Genomic DNA, 16,446 nt, shown 5'->3' on the forward strand with positions numbered 1-16,446 from the left:
CTGAGCTAATGGGAGAGTTAATTAAAGGAGCTCAAGCGAGATAGGGGGCAAGTCAACTTACGAATTCAAAATTGGGGAAATTCGTCGATGAGATTGACGGATCACCCTGAATTTTAGCGTGCATGAGCTTTTGCTCTGCTCGCTTTTTTGGTTGAGCAATCCTGGCATCGTGTCTATTGGCGGACTCGTAGTCTCTAAATCTCCTGCTTTTTCCAAGCTGACAAAATTCGAGTTTCTGGGTTACTCTTGATAATAAACAATAAATCGTCAAAGGAGAATGAGGATGCTTGCAAGATTGAGAAGAGCGGCGATGCCGCTGTCGTTCCGAAAGAGCATTCAAGGGAGAATATTCGTCGTGTTCAGTCTTGTTATTCTGGCAGCGCTTCTGCTTGTAAGTCTTGTTGTATATCTCCACATGACCAGCATTATTAAGCGAAACGCGATTGATTATGTGACGGATAGCTTTCATCGGGCGGACGAGAATGTGAATGTCGCCATACAGGATGCGAGCAAGCTCATGGCGCTCGTCGTGACGAATCAGGATATTGTCCCTCCGGTGCTTATGAGCGGCAATTCCGAAGTGTCTCTGGAGGGCTTCCGGGATATGAAGAAAATCGACAGCTTTCTGTCGTATTTGATTGCCTATAAATCGAACATCAATCGCATTTCGGTTGTAAGCGCTGTCGACAACAGGGTGTTCTATGACGGAGCCCCGTATATGGACAGACTCAATCTGGATCAGGAGCTCATCGACCAGATTATGAATGAACCGGACGGCAAGCTGATCATCAAGCATACGAACAACGACAGCCAGGATGCTGTAACACTCGGGCGCAAGATCATGCATAACCGTCAGACGATCGGTGTAGCGATGATTGATCTGAACTATGAATTGCTGAGTAACAATTATAATATTCGGCCTTCCGAGGACAGCGGAGTGTGGGTCGTGAACGAAAGCGGAGAGGTGATCTTCAATTTGTCGGGCCAGCAAGAGCAGTTAAGCGACGAACTGCTGCAGCAATCGGCGGCACAAACGGGCGTGCGCGAAATAAAGATAGCGGGCAAATCCAGCTTAATGGTGTCGCAGATTTCGGAAGCGACAGGATGGACGACGATCGGCGTCATTCCACTGGAGGCGCTCATGAAGGATTCATTCACGCTTGGCCGAAAAATCATTCAAGTCGTATTGCTCGTCTATCTCGCCGTCCTCTTCGTCTCGATTGGACTCGCCTCTCATATTACGCGGAATTTGCGCCGACTCCACAATGCGATGAAGCGGGTGCAGGAAGGGAACTTCTTCGTGACCGCCGATATCGCGGCAAAGGATGAGGTGGGCCAATTCTACAGCATGTTCCAGTCGATGCTGGGGCGAATCAGGGAGCTGATGGAAGGTGTTAAGCAGCGGGAAGCAGCGAAGCGGGAGGCGGAGTTGGCGGCGCTGCAAGCGCAGATTCGCCCTCATTTTCTCTATAATTCTCTCAATACGATCAAATATATGGCATCGCTCAACGGAACGAGAAATATTGAAGAGGTGTCGGGTTCGCTCATCGAGATGCTGCGAGGCGTGCTTGGCAACACAAAGGAGTTCGTCGCGCTTCGGGAGGAGCTGTCTTACGTGAACAGTTACTTGACCATCCAAAGGTACAAATACGCCGACCGGTTCAAAGTCGGTTATGAGATTGAAGATGAGCTGCTGGATGCGCAGGTGCTGAAGCTGACGCTGCAGCCTCTTGTTGAGAATGCGCTTACGCATGGCATTGGAAGCTTGTCGAATAACGGCTCGATTTTGATTAAAGCGTACAAGGATGAGGCGGAGCTTGTACTTGAGGTTGGCGACAATGGAGTGGGCATGACAACGGAGCAGATTGCAGCTGCGCTGCGTGATGAAACGCTGAAGGACGGCTACAGAAGCGGAGGAATGGGCATTCGCAATGTAAATGAGCGAATCGGCATGGTGTACGGCCCGAGCTACGGCGTGAAGCTGTACAGCCGTCCCGGTGCTTTCACAAAAGCGGAAATTCGCATACCGATTGAGAAAGGGGAGAGTTCGAATGCTGAACGTATTATTGGTGGATGACGAGCCGCTTGCGCGTACTCATTTGCGAAGATTGATCGACTGGGAGGCACATGGCTTCTGCATATGCGGAGAAGCTTCGAGCGGTCAAGAGGCGGTCGATATGCTGCCTGGCACCCAGCCTAGAATCATTATAGCGGATATCGATATGGCGGGCATGGACGGTGTGGCGCTCAGCCGCTATGTGCATGATCACGGCGACGGACGCATAAAGCTTGTGATGCTGAGCTCCTTTGACAATTATGAGTATGTAAGGGAAACGATGAGGAACGGAGCGTCGGATTACTTGTTGAAGCATCGAACGGATGCGAATGCGCTCCTGGAATTGCTGCTGCGGCTTAAGGAGGAGGTCAAGCAATCCGAGACGAAGCCGGAGGGCATTGCGTTCATGGAGCGTCATTGGCCGGCTCTGAACCGGGATCTTGCGCAGAACTATTTGAAGGGGCTAGTGCTCGGGCATGACGACGTAGCCGCGCAGGCCATTGAATACTTCCGCAGCTTGTCGCCGGTTGGCAACGGAAGAATTGTTATAGCCGCTCTTCGAGTGTCCGATGTGCAAGAAGCGCTAGGCAAGCGAACGCAAGCCGAACTGGCTCAGCGTGCGAAAGCAATTCTGAATGTCATGAGACAGACTGCGGAGCAGGATGAGGAAGGCATTGTCGCGGAGCTGGAGCAAGGACGCTACGTCGCGTTGTTCGCTTTCGCCGACGAGCGAAGCCAGCATGCGATTCTGCAGCGCGTCCGGTCTTGTCTGCAGAAGATGATGGATACGCTTCGGATGTTCATGAATGTGCATTTGTCTTATGGGATCGGTCCGGTCAATGCGAATCTGAATCGCATCGGGGAGGATTATACGGCTTTGTCGGTAAGGGCAGGTACCGATGCTCCTTCGACAGAAGCTTCTTCAAGCGGTGGAAAACCTGCCGGACTTACTCTGCGACAGGAGAAGGACTTGATGGCAGCTGTAGAGGATGGATCGCAGGCAGCCGTCGCTATTTTGCTGGATGACATTTTCTCGGGGAAGAGAGAGGCCGGGAAGGAAGGGCTGCCGGCGGTGCTTCCGCATACGGTTGGCGAGCTTGCGCAATTGGCGGATAAGATCTGGAGCAAGTCGGGCAGCGGATCCGGCACGACCTATTACGAGGGAGAGTGGCCGACCAGAGGGGAGTTGTCCGATCCGGACAAGCTGGATGCGATCGCCGCCTGGGTGAAGTCGGTCTATATGATGCTGTTGCTGAAGTTGAAGGAATCGCGCAAAGAACGCGAATATTCCCCCTATGTCGCTCAGGCGGTGTCTTTCGTCCGTGCGAAATTCTCGGAAGGCATTTCGCTGGAGATGGCGGCAGAGGCGGCAGGCATTACCGATACGTACATGGGACGTTTATTCAAGCAGGAGACGGGCGTTCATTTCACCGAATATTTGAACGGTATTCGGATCGAAGCGGCGAAGCAGTTGATTGACAGCGGCGATTATCGCGCCAAGGATATTTTCGAACGGGTAGGCTTCTCGGGGTACTCCTATTTCTTCAAGGTGTTCAAGAATCATACCGGCATGACGCCTCAGGAATATGCCAAAAGGAGGAAGTAATTAACATTTCGGATTTTTGCAGCTTCTGTTCGGTTTATTGCAATCTTCATGTAACCGCTTACGGTATACAATAAAAGCGTTTCCAATATGAAATTATGGGAGGTCAAAAAAAGATGAAAGCGATTAAGAAGGTCAGCTTTGTTCTATCTGCTGCAATGCTGGTAACCGCAATGTCGGCTTGTTCGTCGGATAATAACGGAAATAACGGCAACGGCGGCAACGCCTCGAATGCTCCGTCAGCGGGCGGTGAATCTTCCGGGGTTCAAGCGGAAGGCTTCCCGATCGTGCAAGAGGGGATCAAGCTGAAGATGTTCTCGCAGAAGTCTCCGCCGAACGGACCGTACGAAGATATGCTGATGTTCAAGGAATACGAGAAAATGACGAATATCGATGTGGATTGGGAGGATGTTCCGACAGAAGGCTTCGTGGAGAAGAAAAATCTGTTGTTCGCCTCGAATGAACTGCCGGACGCTCTGTTCAAGTCGGGTATTTCACAGCTCGAAGCAGTGAAATATGGAAGCAGCGGCATGCTGATTCCGCTGGAGGAGCTCATTGATCAGTATGCGCCAAATTTGAAAGCATTGCTTGAGCAGTACCCGGAGATCGCGTCTTCCATCACAGCGCCGGACGGACATATCTATGCGTTGCCGGGCATTGTTACGCTCGGCGCGGGCAGAACCGACAAGTACTGGATTAACCAGACCTGGCTTAACAATCTGGGGCTAAAGGCGCCGGAAACAACCGATGAGCTTATCGAAGTGCTGCGCGCGTTCCGCGACAAGGATCCGAACGGCAACGGCGAGAAGGATGAAATTCCGATGTCCGCGCGCACCCGCGAACAAATTATTAATGAATTTGCAGGAGCTTGGGGACTGGATCAACAGATGGGCTACAGCATCTCGATCAAGGACGACAAAGTCGATATCTGGCTCGATAATCCGGAGCTGAAGGAAGAGCTGATGTTCGCGAACCAACTGTACTCGGAGAACCTGCTCGATCACGAGGTGTTCACGCAGAAGGAATCACAATATGTGGCGAAGATGGCGTCTGGCAATCTGGGCTTCTTCTCGAATCAGGCGAATGATCCGTTCACCTCGAAGAAGGATGATTTCGTGGGTATTGCTCCTCCGGCAGGTCCAGGTGGAGAAAGAGGGGCGTCGGGACGTCCGATTGCCCGCGACTTCGGCACCTTTGCGATTACGTCGGTGAACAAGTATCCGGAGGCGACTATGCGTTGGATCGACTATTTCTATGGCGATGAGGGATCGATCTTCTTCCGCTATGGCATTGAAGGCGAAACTTACAATATGAAGGACGGTTTGCCGGAGTATACGGACGCGATTCTGACCGATCCGCGCGGCACAGGTCCGACAATCGGACAATTCACGCCATGGCCGGGCGGCGGAGCGCCGCATCTGATCAGCGAGAGGAATTCATCGGCGATCAATCCGCCTGAAGTGCAGGCCGCGCAAGAGGCGCTTGAGCCGTATATGCCGAAGCAAATTTACGGCGCGCCAATCTTCGACGAGGATACCTCGAAGGAAGTGAACACATTGCGCCAGGATATCGATACCTATGTTGCGGAGATGACCTCCAAATTCATAACAGGAGCTTTGTCCTTCGACAAATGGGATGAATATGTGAACACCTTGGGCAAGATGCATCTTGAAGATCTTCAAGCGTTCTATCAGAAGGCTTACGACAGCAACAAGTAACAAATCGGAGGCGGTCGCTTGGAATGCGCCCCGCAAGGGGCTGCTGCTCGAGGCGGCCGCGGTCTCTTATACCAGGCTGCTGACGAATCGGAACGGCATTCGTTTCTAGGCAATTGCGGCACAGTGTAAAATCCGGCTTGACTAAGAGAGGTGTTCATCATGGCAACGGCTCCCGAAGCTACCGAATTATCCGATATCTCCGGCACTCCTGGTTTGTTGACGGGCAAGGAGCGCAGACGAAGAGGCTGGAGGCGGGTTGCGACGAGATACGATCTGTATCTCATGCTGCTCATTCCGGTGGCATGGTATGTCATTTTTCAATATGGACCTATGTATGGCGTTCAAATCGCCTTTAGAGATTTCAACCCCGTGAAGGGCATCGTCGGCAGCGAATGGGTCGGCATGGACAATTTCGATCGATTCTTCTCTTCGTATTATTTCGGCAGATTGCTCTGGAATACGATCAGCATCAGCATCCTGTCGCTTCTGATCGCGTTCCCGATTCCGATTATGCTGGCCCTGCTCATTACGGAAATTCCGAGCGACCGATTCAAGAAGGTGCTGCAGAATGTGACGTACATGCCGCATTTCATCTCGGTAGTCGTTATCGTCGGGATGCTGCAGCTGTTTCTGGATCCGGAAACCGGCGTTGTGAATCTGATGCTGAACGCGATTGGTTTGGACTCGGTCTCATTCATGGAGAGCGCGGGTTGGTTCAAGCCGATCCTGATTGGCTCCAATATCTGGCAGAACATGGGCTGGGCTTCCATCATCTATATTGCCGCGCTAAGCGGTATCAATCCGCAGCTCTACGAGGCGGCCAAGGTGGATGGAGCGAGCCGGTTCAGAAGATTGTGGCATATCTCCTTGCCGGGCATTGTGCCGATCATGGTCATTATGCTGATCCTCGATGTCGGCGCGTTCATGAATGTGGGCTTCGAGAAGATCCTGCTTATGCAGAATGATCTGAACAAAGAAGCGAGCGATGTTATTCAAACTTTTATATACAAAAACGGCATTCTGCAAGGCGATTACAGCTACAGCGCGGCAATTGGGCTGTTCAACTCGGCTATCAACTTTGTTCTGCTTGTCATCATTAACGGGTATGCCCGCAGAAAGGCGGAGACGAGCTTATGGTAAGAGATCATGAAGTTTCCGCGCAACGCGGCGGCTCTTTGCTGAATACGGGAGAGAGAGGTTTCGACGCTGTAGTCTACACCATCTCGTCCATTCTGCTGTTAATCGTGCTCTATCCGCTCATCTTCGTGCTCAGCGCTTCCTTCAGCGACCCCGTCATGGTGATGAACGGCGAGATGTGGCTGTGGCCGACGGGCTTTACGTTGGACGCATACAAAGAAATATTCAAATACGACGCTGTCTGGACCGGCTACACCAATACCATCGTCTATACGGTTGTAGGTACGCTCGTGAATGTACTTATGACAACGCTTGCGGCTTACCCCTTGTCGCGGAGAGATCTTCCCGGCAAAAGGATCATCATGTTCGCGATTACCTTCACGATGTTTTTCAACGGCGGACTGATCCCGACTTATCTCATCGTTAAGGATCTGCACCTCGTCAATACGATGTGGGCGATGGTCGTGCCGACGGCTGTCGCGACGTACAATCTGATCGTCATGCGGACGTACTTCCAGAACAGCATTCCCTGGGAGCTGCAGGAGGCGTCGCTTATGGACGGCTGCTCCAACACGAGGCTGCTGATTCATATCATATTGCCGCTTTCGAAGCCGATTATCGCCGTTATGGTGCTGTTTTACGCCGTCGGTCATTGGAACGCGTTCTTTAATGCTTTGATTTATTTGAGAGACGAGAATCTGTATCCGCTTCAGCTCGTACTCCGGGAAATTCTGATCGTCAGCCAAAGCAGCTTCCTCGATTCTTCGGGATCGACCTTCGGCATGACGGAGAAGCTGCTGCTCGCGGAGAGCATCAAGTATGGCCTGATTATTATCGCAAGCATTCCTGTGCTGATCATGTATCCTTTCGTGCAGAAGCATTTCGTCAAAGGCGTCATGATCGGCTCGATCAAAGAATAAGAAAGTATATTATGGAACAGGAGATGGAACAAATATTATGAACGAGAACGAGCAATCTCAGCAAAACGAGCTGTCTCAGGGAACAACAGCAACGATTATGGTCCAAACAGAGCAGCCGTCGGCCCATCGAGTGAATCCGTACATCTTCGGACATTTCGTGGAGGATATCCGCGATCATATGGACGCCATGCTGGCCTTCGTCTCCAAGGATATGGACTTCGAGGATGAAGCGGACAATCGCGGCGTGTCCTCCGGCTGGTACGCCGTGACGAATGGCAAGAATACGGAATACAGGCTGGAGCCGGCAGCTCCGCGTCACTCCGGGCACAGCCAGTACATTCGCATCTTCAGTGCGGATCGCTGCCATGGCGGAATCGGGCAGGATGTCAGCGTGGAAGGCGGCATGACTTATAAGGTGAAAATCGTAGCGCGCGCCTCGATGGATCTGAAGAAGGGCGTATGCGAGCTCGTCGACCGCAGAACCGGCGAACGGCTGGGCAAGGCAGAGCTCGCTCTGCTCGGACATCGCTGGCAGGAATACCATGTGGAGCTTGTTCCGAGCAGCTCTTGCGAGCATGCGGAGCTGCGCATCCTGATTTCCTCGGAGCAGGACACTTGGCGAGACGGCATGGGCTCCGGCATGCTATGGCTGGATCATGTCTCGATGCTTCCAGCGGACAGCATCGGCTATGTGAAACGCGAGGTCGTGGAGATGACGCGTGAGCTGAAGCCGGGCATGATGCGGCTCGCGGGCAATTACATCAGCGCCTATCACTTCGAGGACGTCATCGGGCCCGAGCTCGAGCGTCCGAACATGCTGAATGAAGCATGGGGCGGCTGGACGAACAAATATTTCGGCACGGACGAGTTCCTTCAGTTCTGCCGTGATACGGATACAGAGCCGCTAATCTGCGTCAATGCAGGCAACGGCACGCCGGAGGAAGCGGCGGCTTGGCTTCAATATTGCAACGGCGACGCCGATTCGCCGTATGGCTCATTGCGCGCGCGCAACGGCCATCCCGAGCCATACGGCGTAAAGTATTGGGAAATCGGCAATGAGATCTACGGCCCGTGGCAGCATGGCCATTGCATTGCCGAAGAGTTCGGCCATCGGTACAATCGGTTCGCCGACGCGATGAAGGCGGTCGACCCTGACATCATATTGCTCGCATGCGGCGACTGTAATCCGGAATGGAATGGCACATTGCTGGAGCTCTCGGCTTCGAAGATGGATATGCTGACGCTGCATATCTATCATGGCTCCGGCACGGTCGGCATTATGCCGAAGACGCCGAAGGAGGAACGCTATCCGGCAGTCATGTCGTTCCCGGAGGTGAGTCGCGCTGCTATCGGATTGACCGAGGAGATAATCAACGGCAATCCGGATTACGCCCATGTGAAACTGGCGATCACGGAATACAATACGATGTATTACCCGAACACGATTCGCGAAGGCACGCCGATGGAGCATACGCTGGAGGCCGCGGTGGCTAATGCCGCCAACTTCAATGAATTCATCCGCCAGTCCCATCTCGTGGAGATCGGCAGCTACTCCGATCTGGTCAATGGCTGGCTCGGCGGCTGCATCCGGGTAGGCGACTGCTATGCGGATCAATACCGAGGCAAGCAGACGGGCTGGAGCGAGCGCAGCCGCGTTGTATACGGGTCGCCGACGTTCCATATTATGAAGGCGTATGCGAATCGCGACATCTCGCGCGTGCTGCCGGTAGAGCTGGATTGCGCAACGTTCGATTGGGCGAGCGGCTCGAAGCGCTTCGGTCTGGAGCCGCAGCCGTTGCCGGTGCTCGACGTTACGGCGACGCTCGACGAATCGGGCGAGGTGCTCACCGTATTCGCTGTCAATCGCGGACTGACGGCGGTGGAAGCCGAGCTGCGCATCGGCTCGTTTGCGGATGCGGGCGGCGCGACCGTGTGGGAGCTTGCGGGCGACGATTTCGAGACGATCAATTCCGTGTTTGAGCCGGAGGCCGTCACGGTGCAAGAGTCTCGTCTGGACTTCGGCGCAAGGGGACTCCTCCTCGCGATGAAGCCGCATTCGGTTTGCGTGGTCGAAATTCGGAAATAACCGAATGAGGTTGAGCGGTTCGCCGATTGTGTTAAAGCGCTGCAAGTCGGAAAATCCGACTTCGGCGGCGTAATCGGCAGCTTTATCGGACTGCAAGTCGAAAAAATCGACTTCGAGTGTGTCGTCGGCCGCATGAACGGACTGCAAGTCGTAATTTTCGACTAGGAGCACTCACAAGGCCGCAGCAACGCGATTTACGCGGGGCTGCGGCCTGTTTTTTGCGACCGGACTGCACGGGTTGACATTTCAGTCTGCAAGGCGTATATTTATCTTAAATTAAAGAATATTAAATTTAAGGAGGTTATTGCGATGCAAGCACTTGTGTATACACCGGCCATGCAAGGCGAAGGCGCTTTCGATGGTGGGAAGCTGGTCGAGCAGAAGCCGATCGGTTTTCCGGGCGAAGGCTCCGTGGTGAAACGTGTCGGTCCGCTGTTCTACTGGGCATGGGGCACGGCGAGCGAGGAAGCGCGAATCGGGCTGCATCCTCATAAAGGCTTCGAGATCATGACCTATGTCGTAGACGGCACAGCGTTTCACGGAGACACACTTGGTACGAACAGTACGATTGGAGCGGGAGGTGTGCAATTCATGCAGACCGGCTCGGGCGTGAGCCATCAAGAGAGATTAAGCGCGGACGCGGAGATGTTCCAAATCTGGTTCGAGCCGAATTTCAACGAAGCGATTCGAAGGCAGCCGACCTATTCGCAATACGAGCATGAGCAATTTCCGTTCGCTCAGAGCCCGCAAGGCTACACGGCGAAGACGATTATCGGAGATGGCTCGCCGCTTGAGCTGGTGGCGGATATTGGGATGTGGGATGTGGAAATAAGCAGCGGTGCTTCTTACAAGCATCTCGTACCCGAAGGCTACAGTCTGACGGCATTGGCGATTCGCGGCGGAGGCGTCTGGAGCGAGTCAGGTTCTGAGAAAGCTGGGGAGACATTCCGGCACAGGGACTTTATCGTGGCTGCGGCCAGAGAAGATACTGAGGCGGTTATAGAGAACTCAGGTGGAGAGAAGCTCAGATTAATTCTCATCCAAGCCCCGACTACTGTCGATTATCCGTTATATCCGAAACGCTGACGGCAGATTGGAGGCCGATGACTGAAGTCGGCATTCCGTATTTTGGCCTATCAAGAGATAAGCATGTCATCACTGCAAGGCTCTGCCACGCTCTGCGAAATTACGAAATCTTGCCGATTCATTCCGTGGCCCTTTCATTTCTTCGCCGCACAAGTGTATAGTAGGGAATAATCGAGCGCGGCAATATTGCGCAGGCAGAGCGGAGGCGAGGGAATTGCAAGGAGTCGATACGAGGTTATTTCGTTACGGACAGAAGGAACTGGATTATTTGAGCGGTGCGGATGAACGGCTCGCTGCGGCGATAAGGCATTTTGGCATGCTGGATCGGGTTGTTGTTCCGGATCTGTTCATCGCGCTCCTCAATGCTATCGTAAGTCAGCTGATTTCGGTGAAGGCGGCGAGTACGATATGGGGACGCATGCAGGACAAGCTTGGAGACATGACTCCGCAAAATATCGCAGCCCATCCTCCGGAGTTCATCCAAAGCTGCGGAATCAGCATGAAAAAGGCGATATCGATTCGCTCCATTGCGGAGGCGGTTGCGAACGGAGCTTTCGAGCTGGATAAGCTTCATGAGCTGCCGGATGAAGAGGTGATGAAGCAGCTTGTCGCCTGGAATGGCATCGGTCGGTGGACGGCAGAAATGCTGATGATTCATGCGATGGAGCGCCCGGATATCGTCAGCTGGGGCGACTTCGCAATTCGCAAAGGAATGATGCGATTGTACGGATTAGAGTCGCTCACAAAGCCGGAATTCGAGCAATTCAGAAGCAAATATGCTCCTTACGGAACGGTAGCTTCCATCTATCTCTGGGAAATCTCGTCCGTGCCGGAATGGCCGTGCCAGTGAACGGGGAAAACAGTAGACGCATGCAACGTCGATAGGTTTATGATGATATTTGCTAATTCCCTGTAAAGGATTGCGGATACCGCGTTTGTGAAGGGACTGTACGGGATATGCTGATAAGAGCGGCATGCATATACCGAGGAGGCGAATGCGGTTGATCGGCATACATCCCATACATCGACGGCTTGCGGAGCTGACGAACAAGGCGCGCCAGATGGGCGGCTTCGACAGGCTGAATTACGTGGACAGGCAGGAGCTCGAGCATTGCATGAAGGCGAATTTCGATCTCGTGTATAAGCTCGATTCGCTCAAGAGCATTGCGTTCGTAGCTTATGACTGCGGCGATCTCGATTGGCAGCAGGAGCTGTGTCAGAAGATCGACGCCATTGAAGCGAAGCTTATGTAAGTTTTACGGTTCAGCGGCTGAAACAAATCCTTTCCCGACTACGTCTTAAAGCGCAAAGGGGAGGGGTTTTTTTGTCATGAGAAAAATGATTGGCGCGGCGGTGCTGCTCTTGCTTCTCGTTCTAGTGCTCGATGGCTATAACAATCGTGAGGCCATCGCCGTATTGCCCGAAGAGATGCCTTCAGATTTCGATTTCTCCGTCCGATACGGCATTACCGGGAAGAATGAGATCAACACGTTCACAGACGAGGTGACGAAGGATCTTGTGGCGGATGGCGTCGCTAAGACATCGTTCGCGTTCTCGGAGGACGAAATTCAAAGCATTTATGAACAAATGCGCGCTATTCCAATTTCAGACAAGTTGGATATGTCTGTGTCGTTATCGAGATATACCTGTTCACAGATGCCTTACTCGGAGGAGCATTGGACGATTATCTTGAACGGAAAAACGTACAACTATGATTGGTCGGAGGAACATTGCGCCACTACCGAGGACGCGAAGAAGCTGAAAGCCTTGAGGCAATTTATCTTTAACCTTGTTAAAGAGAAGGAAGCGTACATTAGTCTGCCTGAATCGGTCGGTGGATATGATTGATGCGCAAACGCGCTCACAGTGCGTCTGACTCCAAATGTCAGTTCGCGGACTAGAGCCCCAAGCAGCATGGCCATTGATTATGCTATACTGTTTACGACGTATACAATTATTCAATCGTAAGCAATTGGAGGTTCGCAGCGCATGGCGAAGGATAGACGCGAAGATGGGATGGACCATTTGAAGGATGAAGATCTTGATGCATTGCCCGGCGGAGTCGCGCTAAGCTGGGGTATTGTGAAGAAGCCCCGCAGAGGGCCGAAGGGCGAGCTTAGCATTAAGAAAATCGTGGATACGGCGGTTTCGATCGCGGATGAGGACGGGCTGGCGGCCGTGTCGATGAGCAGGGTCGCGCAGTCGCTCGGCTTCACGACGATGTCGCTGTACCGCTATGTGACCAGCAAGAACGACTTGCTTGTACTGATGCAGGATGCCGCCTGCGAGATTGATATTCCCGAGGAGAATGAGGGAGCGGGCTGGCGCGAGGAATTGAGGCAATATGTATTTGCATGCATGAAGGTGTTTCGCGAGCATCCCTGGTTCGGGGATATTCCGATTCAAAGCGTGCCCCTTGCGCCGAATAATCTGCTAGTCATTGACTGGACGCTCAGGATTATGAAGGATTTCCCGATTAATGATTTCGAGAAAATGTCATTCGTGCTCCTGCTGAGCAGTTATGCAAGGGCGGCGGGCATGATCGAACGGGATATGCAGCAAGCCTTGAAGGAAGGCGATACGCTGGAAGCCTTCAGCGGACTCAGCTATACGGCGGCGCTTAAGAAGCTTGTCACAAAGGAGCGATTCCCGTTTCTGTTTCCGGTACTGATGTCGGGAGCTTATACCGGAGAGACGGAAAGCCCGATCGGCGACGACCTCGCCTTCGGGCTGGAGATTATACTCGACGGCATCGAGCAGTATATCGAGACGAGGCGCGGCATGCCGCAGGCTTGAATCCGTTGCCCCCCGCATAATCGAGAGCTTTCTTCCGAAAATCAGATTAAGCAGGAAAAACTCCCGTATATTTGAAGACATTTCGCAGAATCATGCTGAAAGTCCTCAATATACGGGAGTTTTTCCTCGTTGGTGTTATCTCTTCCCCGCCTTCTTGCGGAATGCGATAGAGCACCAGACGAGGGACAGAACAAGGATGCCGCCGCACCAAGCTATCGCGGTCCAGCACTGGTCGCCGACCCCGGCTCCGCCAAGCAGGCTGCGGATCGTTTCGATAACCGGCGTGATCGGCTGATGATTCGAGAAGCCCTGAAGCCAGGAAGGCATTGTGCTTGTCGGCACAAAAGCGCTGGACAGATAGGGAAAGAACAGCAGCGCGAAGCCGTAGCCGCTCGCCGCCGCCGGACTTCCGGTCATGAGCCCGATCGCCGCGAACAGCCAGGTAAAGCTCAGGATGAATAACGTTATGATTCCGAAGGCCGCGAGCCATTCCGGGACATTCGCCGAGGGGTTGAAGCCGACGAGCAGCGCAACGCCCAGAACAACGCAAGTCGCCAGCAGGTTTCGCACGAGACTCGCGGTGACATGGCCGGTTATGACGCTGATGGAGCGAACGGGCATCGTGCGGAAGCGATCGATAATGCCGTTCGTCATATCCGTTGCGACATCGACAGCCGTGCTGGAGGAGCCAAAGCCCGCGCATAGCAGAATGATGCCGGGCACGACATAATTCACATAATCTCCGCCGGGATCGAGGGCGCCTCCGAACACATAGGTGAATAGCAGCATGAGCATAATGGGGAGCATGATGGCCATTATTAACGCTTCGATATTGCGAATGCTATGTCGCAGGCTGCGGCCGATGAAGACGGCGTTCGTTACGAGAAGGGATGGCGGCTTGATCGACATGGAAGCAATTGTTGCCATCTTGGATGGATCGGATGGACGGCTTGGGACAGCGGCTGTTATCTCTTGAGTTGTTTTCATTATCGTGATACCTCCATTTGATTGGTTGTTAAGGCAATGAATACATCATCCATGCTTGGCTTGCGAATGCTGATTCTCGCATCCCCGGGATAACGCGCCGCCGCCTGCTCCATCGCTTCTCGCACATCCGAAATTCCCCCGGTTGTCGGGAATGTCTCCAGCAGCCGATCCTGATGATCCCGAAGCTCAATAACCTCGCCGCCTACCTGCGCCTTCAGCTCCTCCGCGGTGCCGGACGCCACGATTCTGCCGCCGTTTATCACGGCGATCGTATCGGCCAGCTCATCGGCTTCCTCCAAATATTGCGTTGTAAGAAAAATCGTCATCCCCTGATTTTTCAGCTGGAGTATGATCTCCCACAGCGCGCGCCTGCTAATCGTATCGAGTCCGGTCGTCGGTTCGTCCAGGAACAGGACCGGGCGGCTGATTACGAGAGAGACGGCAAGATCCAGTCTTCGCCGCATGCCTCCCGAATACGTTCCCGCATGTTTGCCCGCCGCTGCTTCCAGATCGAATTGCCGCAGGAGCTCGGCCGTTCTCGTCTCCGTCTGCGAACGGGACAGACCGGCCAGCCGGCACATCAAGCGAAGATTCTCTGCCCCGGTCAACACCTCGTCAACCGCCGCGAATTGTCCGGTCAGGCTGATAGAGCGTTTCACTTCATTGCGCTGGGACGCGATGTTATAGCCTGCAACCGCGGCCGTTCCTCTATCGGGGGCCACGAGAGTGGACAGGATATGAATCAGGGTCGTTTTGCCAGCGCCGTTTGGTCCCAGCAAGGCGAATATACTGCCCGATGTTACGGATAAATCGAGTCCCGACAGCACCTCCGTCTTGCCGAAAGCTTTGTGCAGGCCCTTCACTTCGATAATCTTTTCCTTCATGAGAATGCTCCTCCAGTTCTAATGTGTGTATTGTATAAACAGTTTAATATATAAACAGTGTATTGTATACACTCATTTTTCTCCTCCGTCTGGAGACCGATTTTTTTTGGAGTGTTGGCGATGGCTCATTCGCTGCATTGAACCAAGATTATATTTGCGCAACGCTGTGAATAGCTCTAAGATAACGAGAGGGGAAAGTTGTCCTGGAGCGGCGACTTTCGACGAATTTACGGAAATTTGAAATGGAACAGAAACGAGGGAGATGCGGAAATGACAGAATCCAACTTGAAATTGGCGGTTGACGCAAAGGCGCAGCTTGGAGAAGGGCCGTGTTGGGATGCTAAGAACGGGCTTCTCTACTGGGTTGATATTATGGGCAAGAACATCCATGTTCATAATCCTGAGATGGATACGAATGAAATCATTCCCGTCGGCATGCATGTGGGCTCAATGGCGCTTCGGCAATCCGGCGGCATCGTGATGGCGGCCGATCAAGGCTTCTACTCGCTCGCTCCCGCATCCCGCCGAGTCGAGCTGCTGCATGCTCCGAGCGAGGAGCTGCCGACGAATCGGTTCAATGATGGCAAATGCGATCCGTCCGGCCGCTTCTGGGCGGGCTCGATGCCGTTCGAAGGCGGAGCTCCGACGGGACATCTCTATTGCATGGAGGCGGATTTCAAGGTTCGGCATATGCGGGATGGCATCCGCTGCTCGAACGGACTGGCTTGGAGCCTGGATCAGTCCACGATGTATTATATCGATACGCCGACCAGAGAAGTCGCGGCATTCCGCTATGATGCCGGCACGGGAGACATTGAATCGCCGAAGGTCGCGATTTCGGTGCCGAAGGAGGAAGGCTCGCCGGACGGCATGACGATCGATGAAGAAGGGATGCTGTGGATTGCCCATTGGGGCGGCTACAAGGTTTCAAGGTGGAATCCCGAAACGGGCAAAAAGCTGGACGAGATCGCGGTTCCGGCCGCTCAAGTGACCTCATGCGCTTTCGGCGGGAAGAACAGGAACGAATTGTATATCACATCGGCAAGGATAGGCTTGGATGAGGATACGCTTCAGAAGCAGCCGCATGCGGGCGGCGTGTTCAAGATCGAATTGAACGTGAGAGGGCAGGAGAGCTTTGTTTTTCAGGGGTAATTTTGGCCATACGTAAAATAA

Annotated in this window: 14 protein-coding genes; 12 read left to right on the forward strand and 2 right to left on the reverse strand. The window is 53.3% G+C overall.

From position 1 onward, the window contains the following. Positions 1 to 283 precede the first annotated feature (283 nt). From HFP08_RS08605 to HFP08_RS08655, 11 genes are all read left to right on the forward strand, one after another. Positions 284 to 2,077: a sensor histidine kinase gene (locus tag HFP08_RS08605; RefSeq protein ID WP_168120174.1), complete on the forward strand. Its 1,794-nt coding sequence runs from the start codon at positions 284 to 286 to the stop codon at positions 2,075 to 2,077. Beyond that, positions 2,052 to 3,662, forward strand: a complete 1,611-nt coding sequence (locus HFP08_RS08610; protein ID WP_168120175.1) for a response regulator transcription factor — start codon at positions 2,052 to 2,054, stop codon at positions 3,660 to 3,662. Before HFP08_RS08605 ends, HFP08_RS08610 begins: the two co-directional genes overlap by 26 nt. Positions 3,663 to 3,775: 113 nt before the next feature. Continuing rightward, the gene (locus HFP08_RS08615) at positions 3,776 to 5,377 is read left to right on the forward strand and encodes an extracellular solute-binding protein (protein ID WP_168120176.1); all 1,602 of its coding nucleotides are present in this window, start codon (positions 3,776 to 3,778) and stop codon (positions 5,375 to 5,377) included. A 159-nt stretch (positions 5,378 to 5,536) separates the two neighbouring features. Further along, positions 5,537 to 6,517 carry an ABC transporter permease gene (locus HFP08_RS08620; RefSeq protein ID WP_168120177.1) on the forward strand — a complete coding sequence of 327 codons (981 nt, stop codon included), beginning with the start codon at positions 5,537 to 5,539 and terminating at the stop codon, positions 6,515 to 6,517. Then, positions 6,511 to 7,434, forward strand: coding sequence for a carbohydrate ABC transporter permease (locus HFP08_RS08625; RefSeq protein ID WP_168120178.1), 924 nt, complete (start codon positions 6,511 to 6,513; stop codon positions 7,432 to 7,434). Before HFP08_RS08620 ends, HFP08_RS08625 begins: the two co-directional genes overlap by 7 nt. A 37-nt stretch (positions 7,435 to 7,471) precedes the next feature. Beyond that, positions 7,472 to 9,520, forward strand: coding sequence for an alpha-L-arabinofuranosidase C-terminal domain-containing protein (locus HFP08_RS08630; protein ID WP_240941197.1), 2,049 nt, complete (start codon positions 7,472 to 7,474; stop codon positions 9,518 to 9,520). A 309-nt stretch (positions 9,521 to 9,829) separates the two neighbouring features. Continuing rightward, complete coding sequence (locus HFP08_RS08635; protein ID WP_168120179.1) at positions 9,830 to 10,606, forward strand: pirin family protein; 777 nt, start codon at positions 9,830 to 9,832, stop codon at positions 10,604 to 10,606. Positions 10,607 to 10,820: 214 nt separating this feature from the next. Next, positions 10,821 to 11,456 (forward strand): DNA-3-methyladenine glycosylase family protein, encoded by a 636-nt coding sequence (locus HFP08_RS08640; protein ID WP_168120180.1) that lies wholly within the window; start codon positions 10,821 to 10,823, stop codon positions 11,454 to 11,456. A gap of 151 nt (positions 11,457 to 11,607) precedes the next feature. After that, positions 11,608 to 11,859, forward strand: coding sequence for a DUF7667 family protein (locus tag HFP08_RS08645; protein WP_168120181.1), 252 nt, complete (start codon positions 11,608 to 11,610; stop codon positions 11,857 to 11,859). A 76-nt stretch (positions 11,860 to 11,935) separates the two neighbouring features. Continuing rightward, positions 11,936 to 12,454 carry a hypothetical protein gene (locus HFP08_RS08650; RefSeq protein WP_168120182.1) on the forward strand — a complete coding sequence of 173 codons (519 nt, stop codon included), beginning with the start codon at positions 11,936 to 11,938 and terminating at the stop codon, positions 12,452 to 12,454. Between the two features lie 141 nt (positions 12,455 to 12,595). Continuing rightward, a complete protein-coding gene (locus HFP08_RS08655; RefSeq protein ID WP_240941199.1) occupies positions 12,596 to 13,402 on the forward strand; it encodes a TetR/AcrR family transcriptional regulator in 807 nt (268 codons plus the stop codon). A gap of 135 nt (positions 13,403 to 13,537) precedes the next feature. Here HFP08_RS08655 and HFP08_RS08660 read toward each other — a convergent pair whose 3' ends face one another. Beyond that, a complete protein-coding gene (locus HFP08_RS08660) occupies positions 13,538 to 14,311 on the reverse strand; it encodes an ABC transporter permease (protein ID WP_206109211.1) in 774 nt (257 codons plus the stop codon). Positions 14,312 to 14,388: 77 nt separating this feature from the next. Next, entirely contained in the window at positions 14,389 to 15,273 is an 885-nt protein-coding gene (locus HFP08_RS08665) for an ATP-binding cassette domain-containing protein (RefSeq protein WP_168120183.1), read from the reverse strand. 270 nt (positions 15,274 to 15,543) lie between these two features. Here HFP08_RS08665 and HFP08_RS08670 point away from each other — a divergent pair, with 270 nt between their 5' ends. Continuing rightward, positions 15,544 to 16,425 carry an SMP-30/gluconolactonase/LRE family protein gene (locus HFP08_RS08670; RefSeq protein ID WP_168120184.1) on the forward strand — a complete coding sequence of 294 codons (882 nt, stop codon included), beginning with the start codon at positions 15,544 to 15,546 and terminating at the stop codon, positions 16,423 to 16,425. Positions 16,426 to 16,446 lie beyond the last annotated feature (21 nt).

It is taken from the genome of Paenibacillus sp. HB172176 (assembly GCF_011947265.1).
In the GTDB taxonomy this organism is placed as follows: domain Bacteria; phylum Bacillota; class Bacilli; order Paenibacillales; family Paenibacillaceae; genus Pristimantibacillus.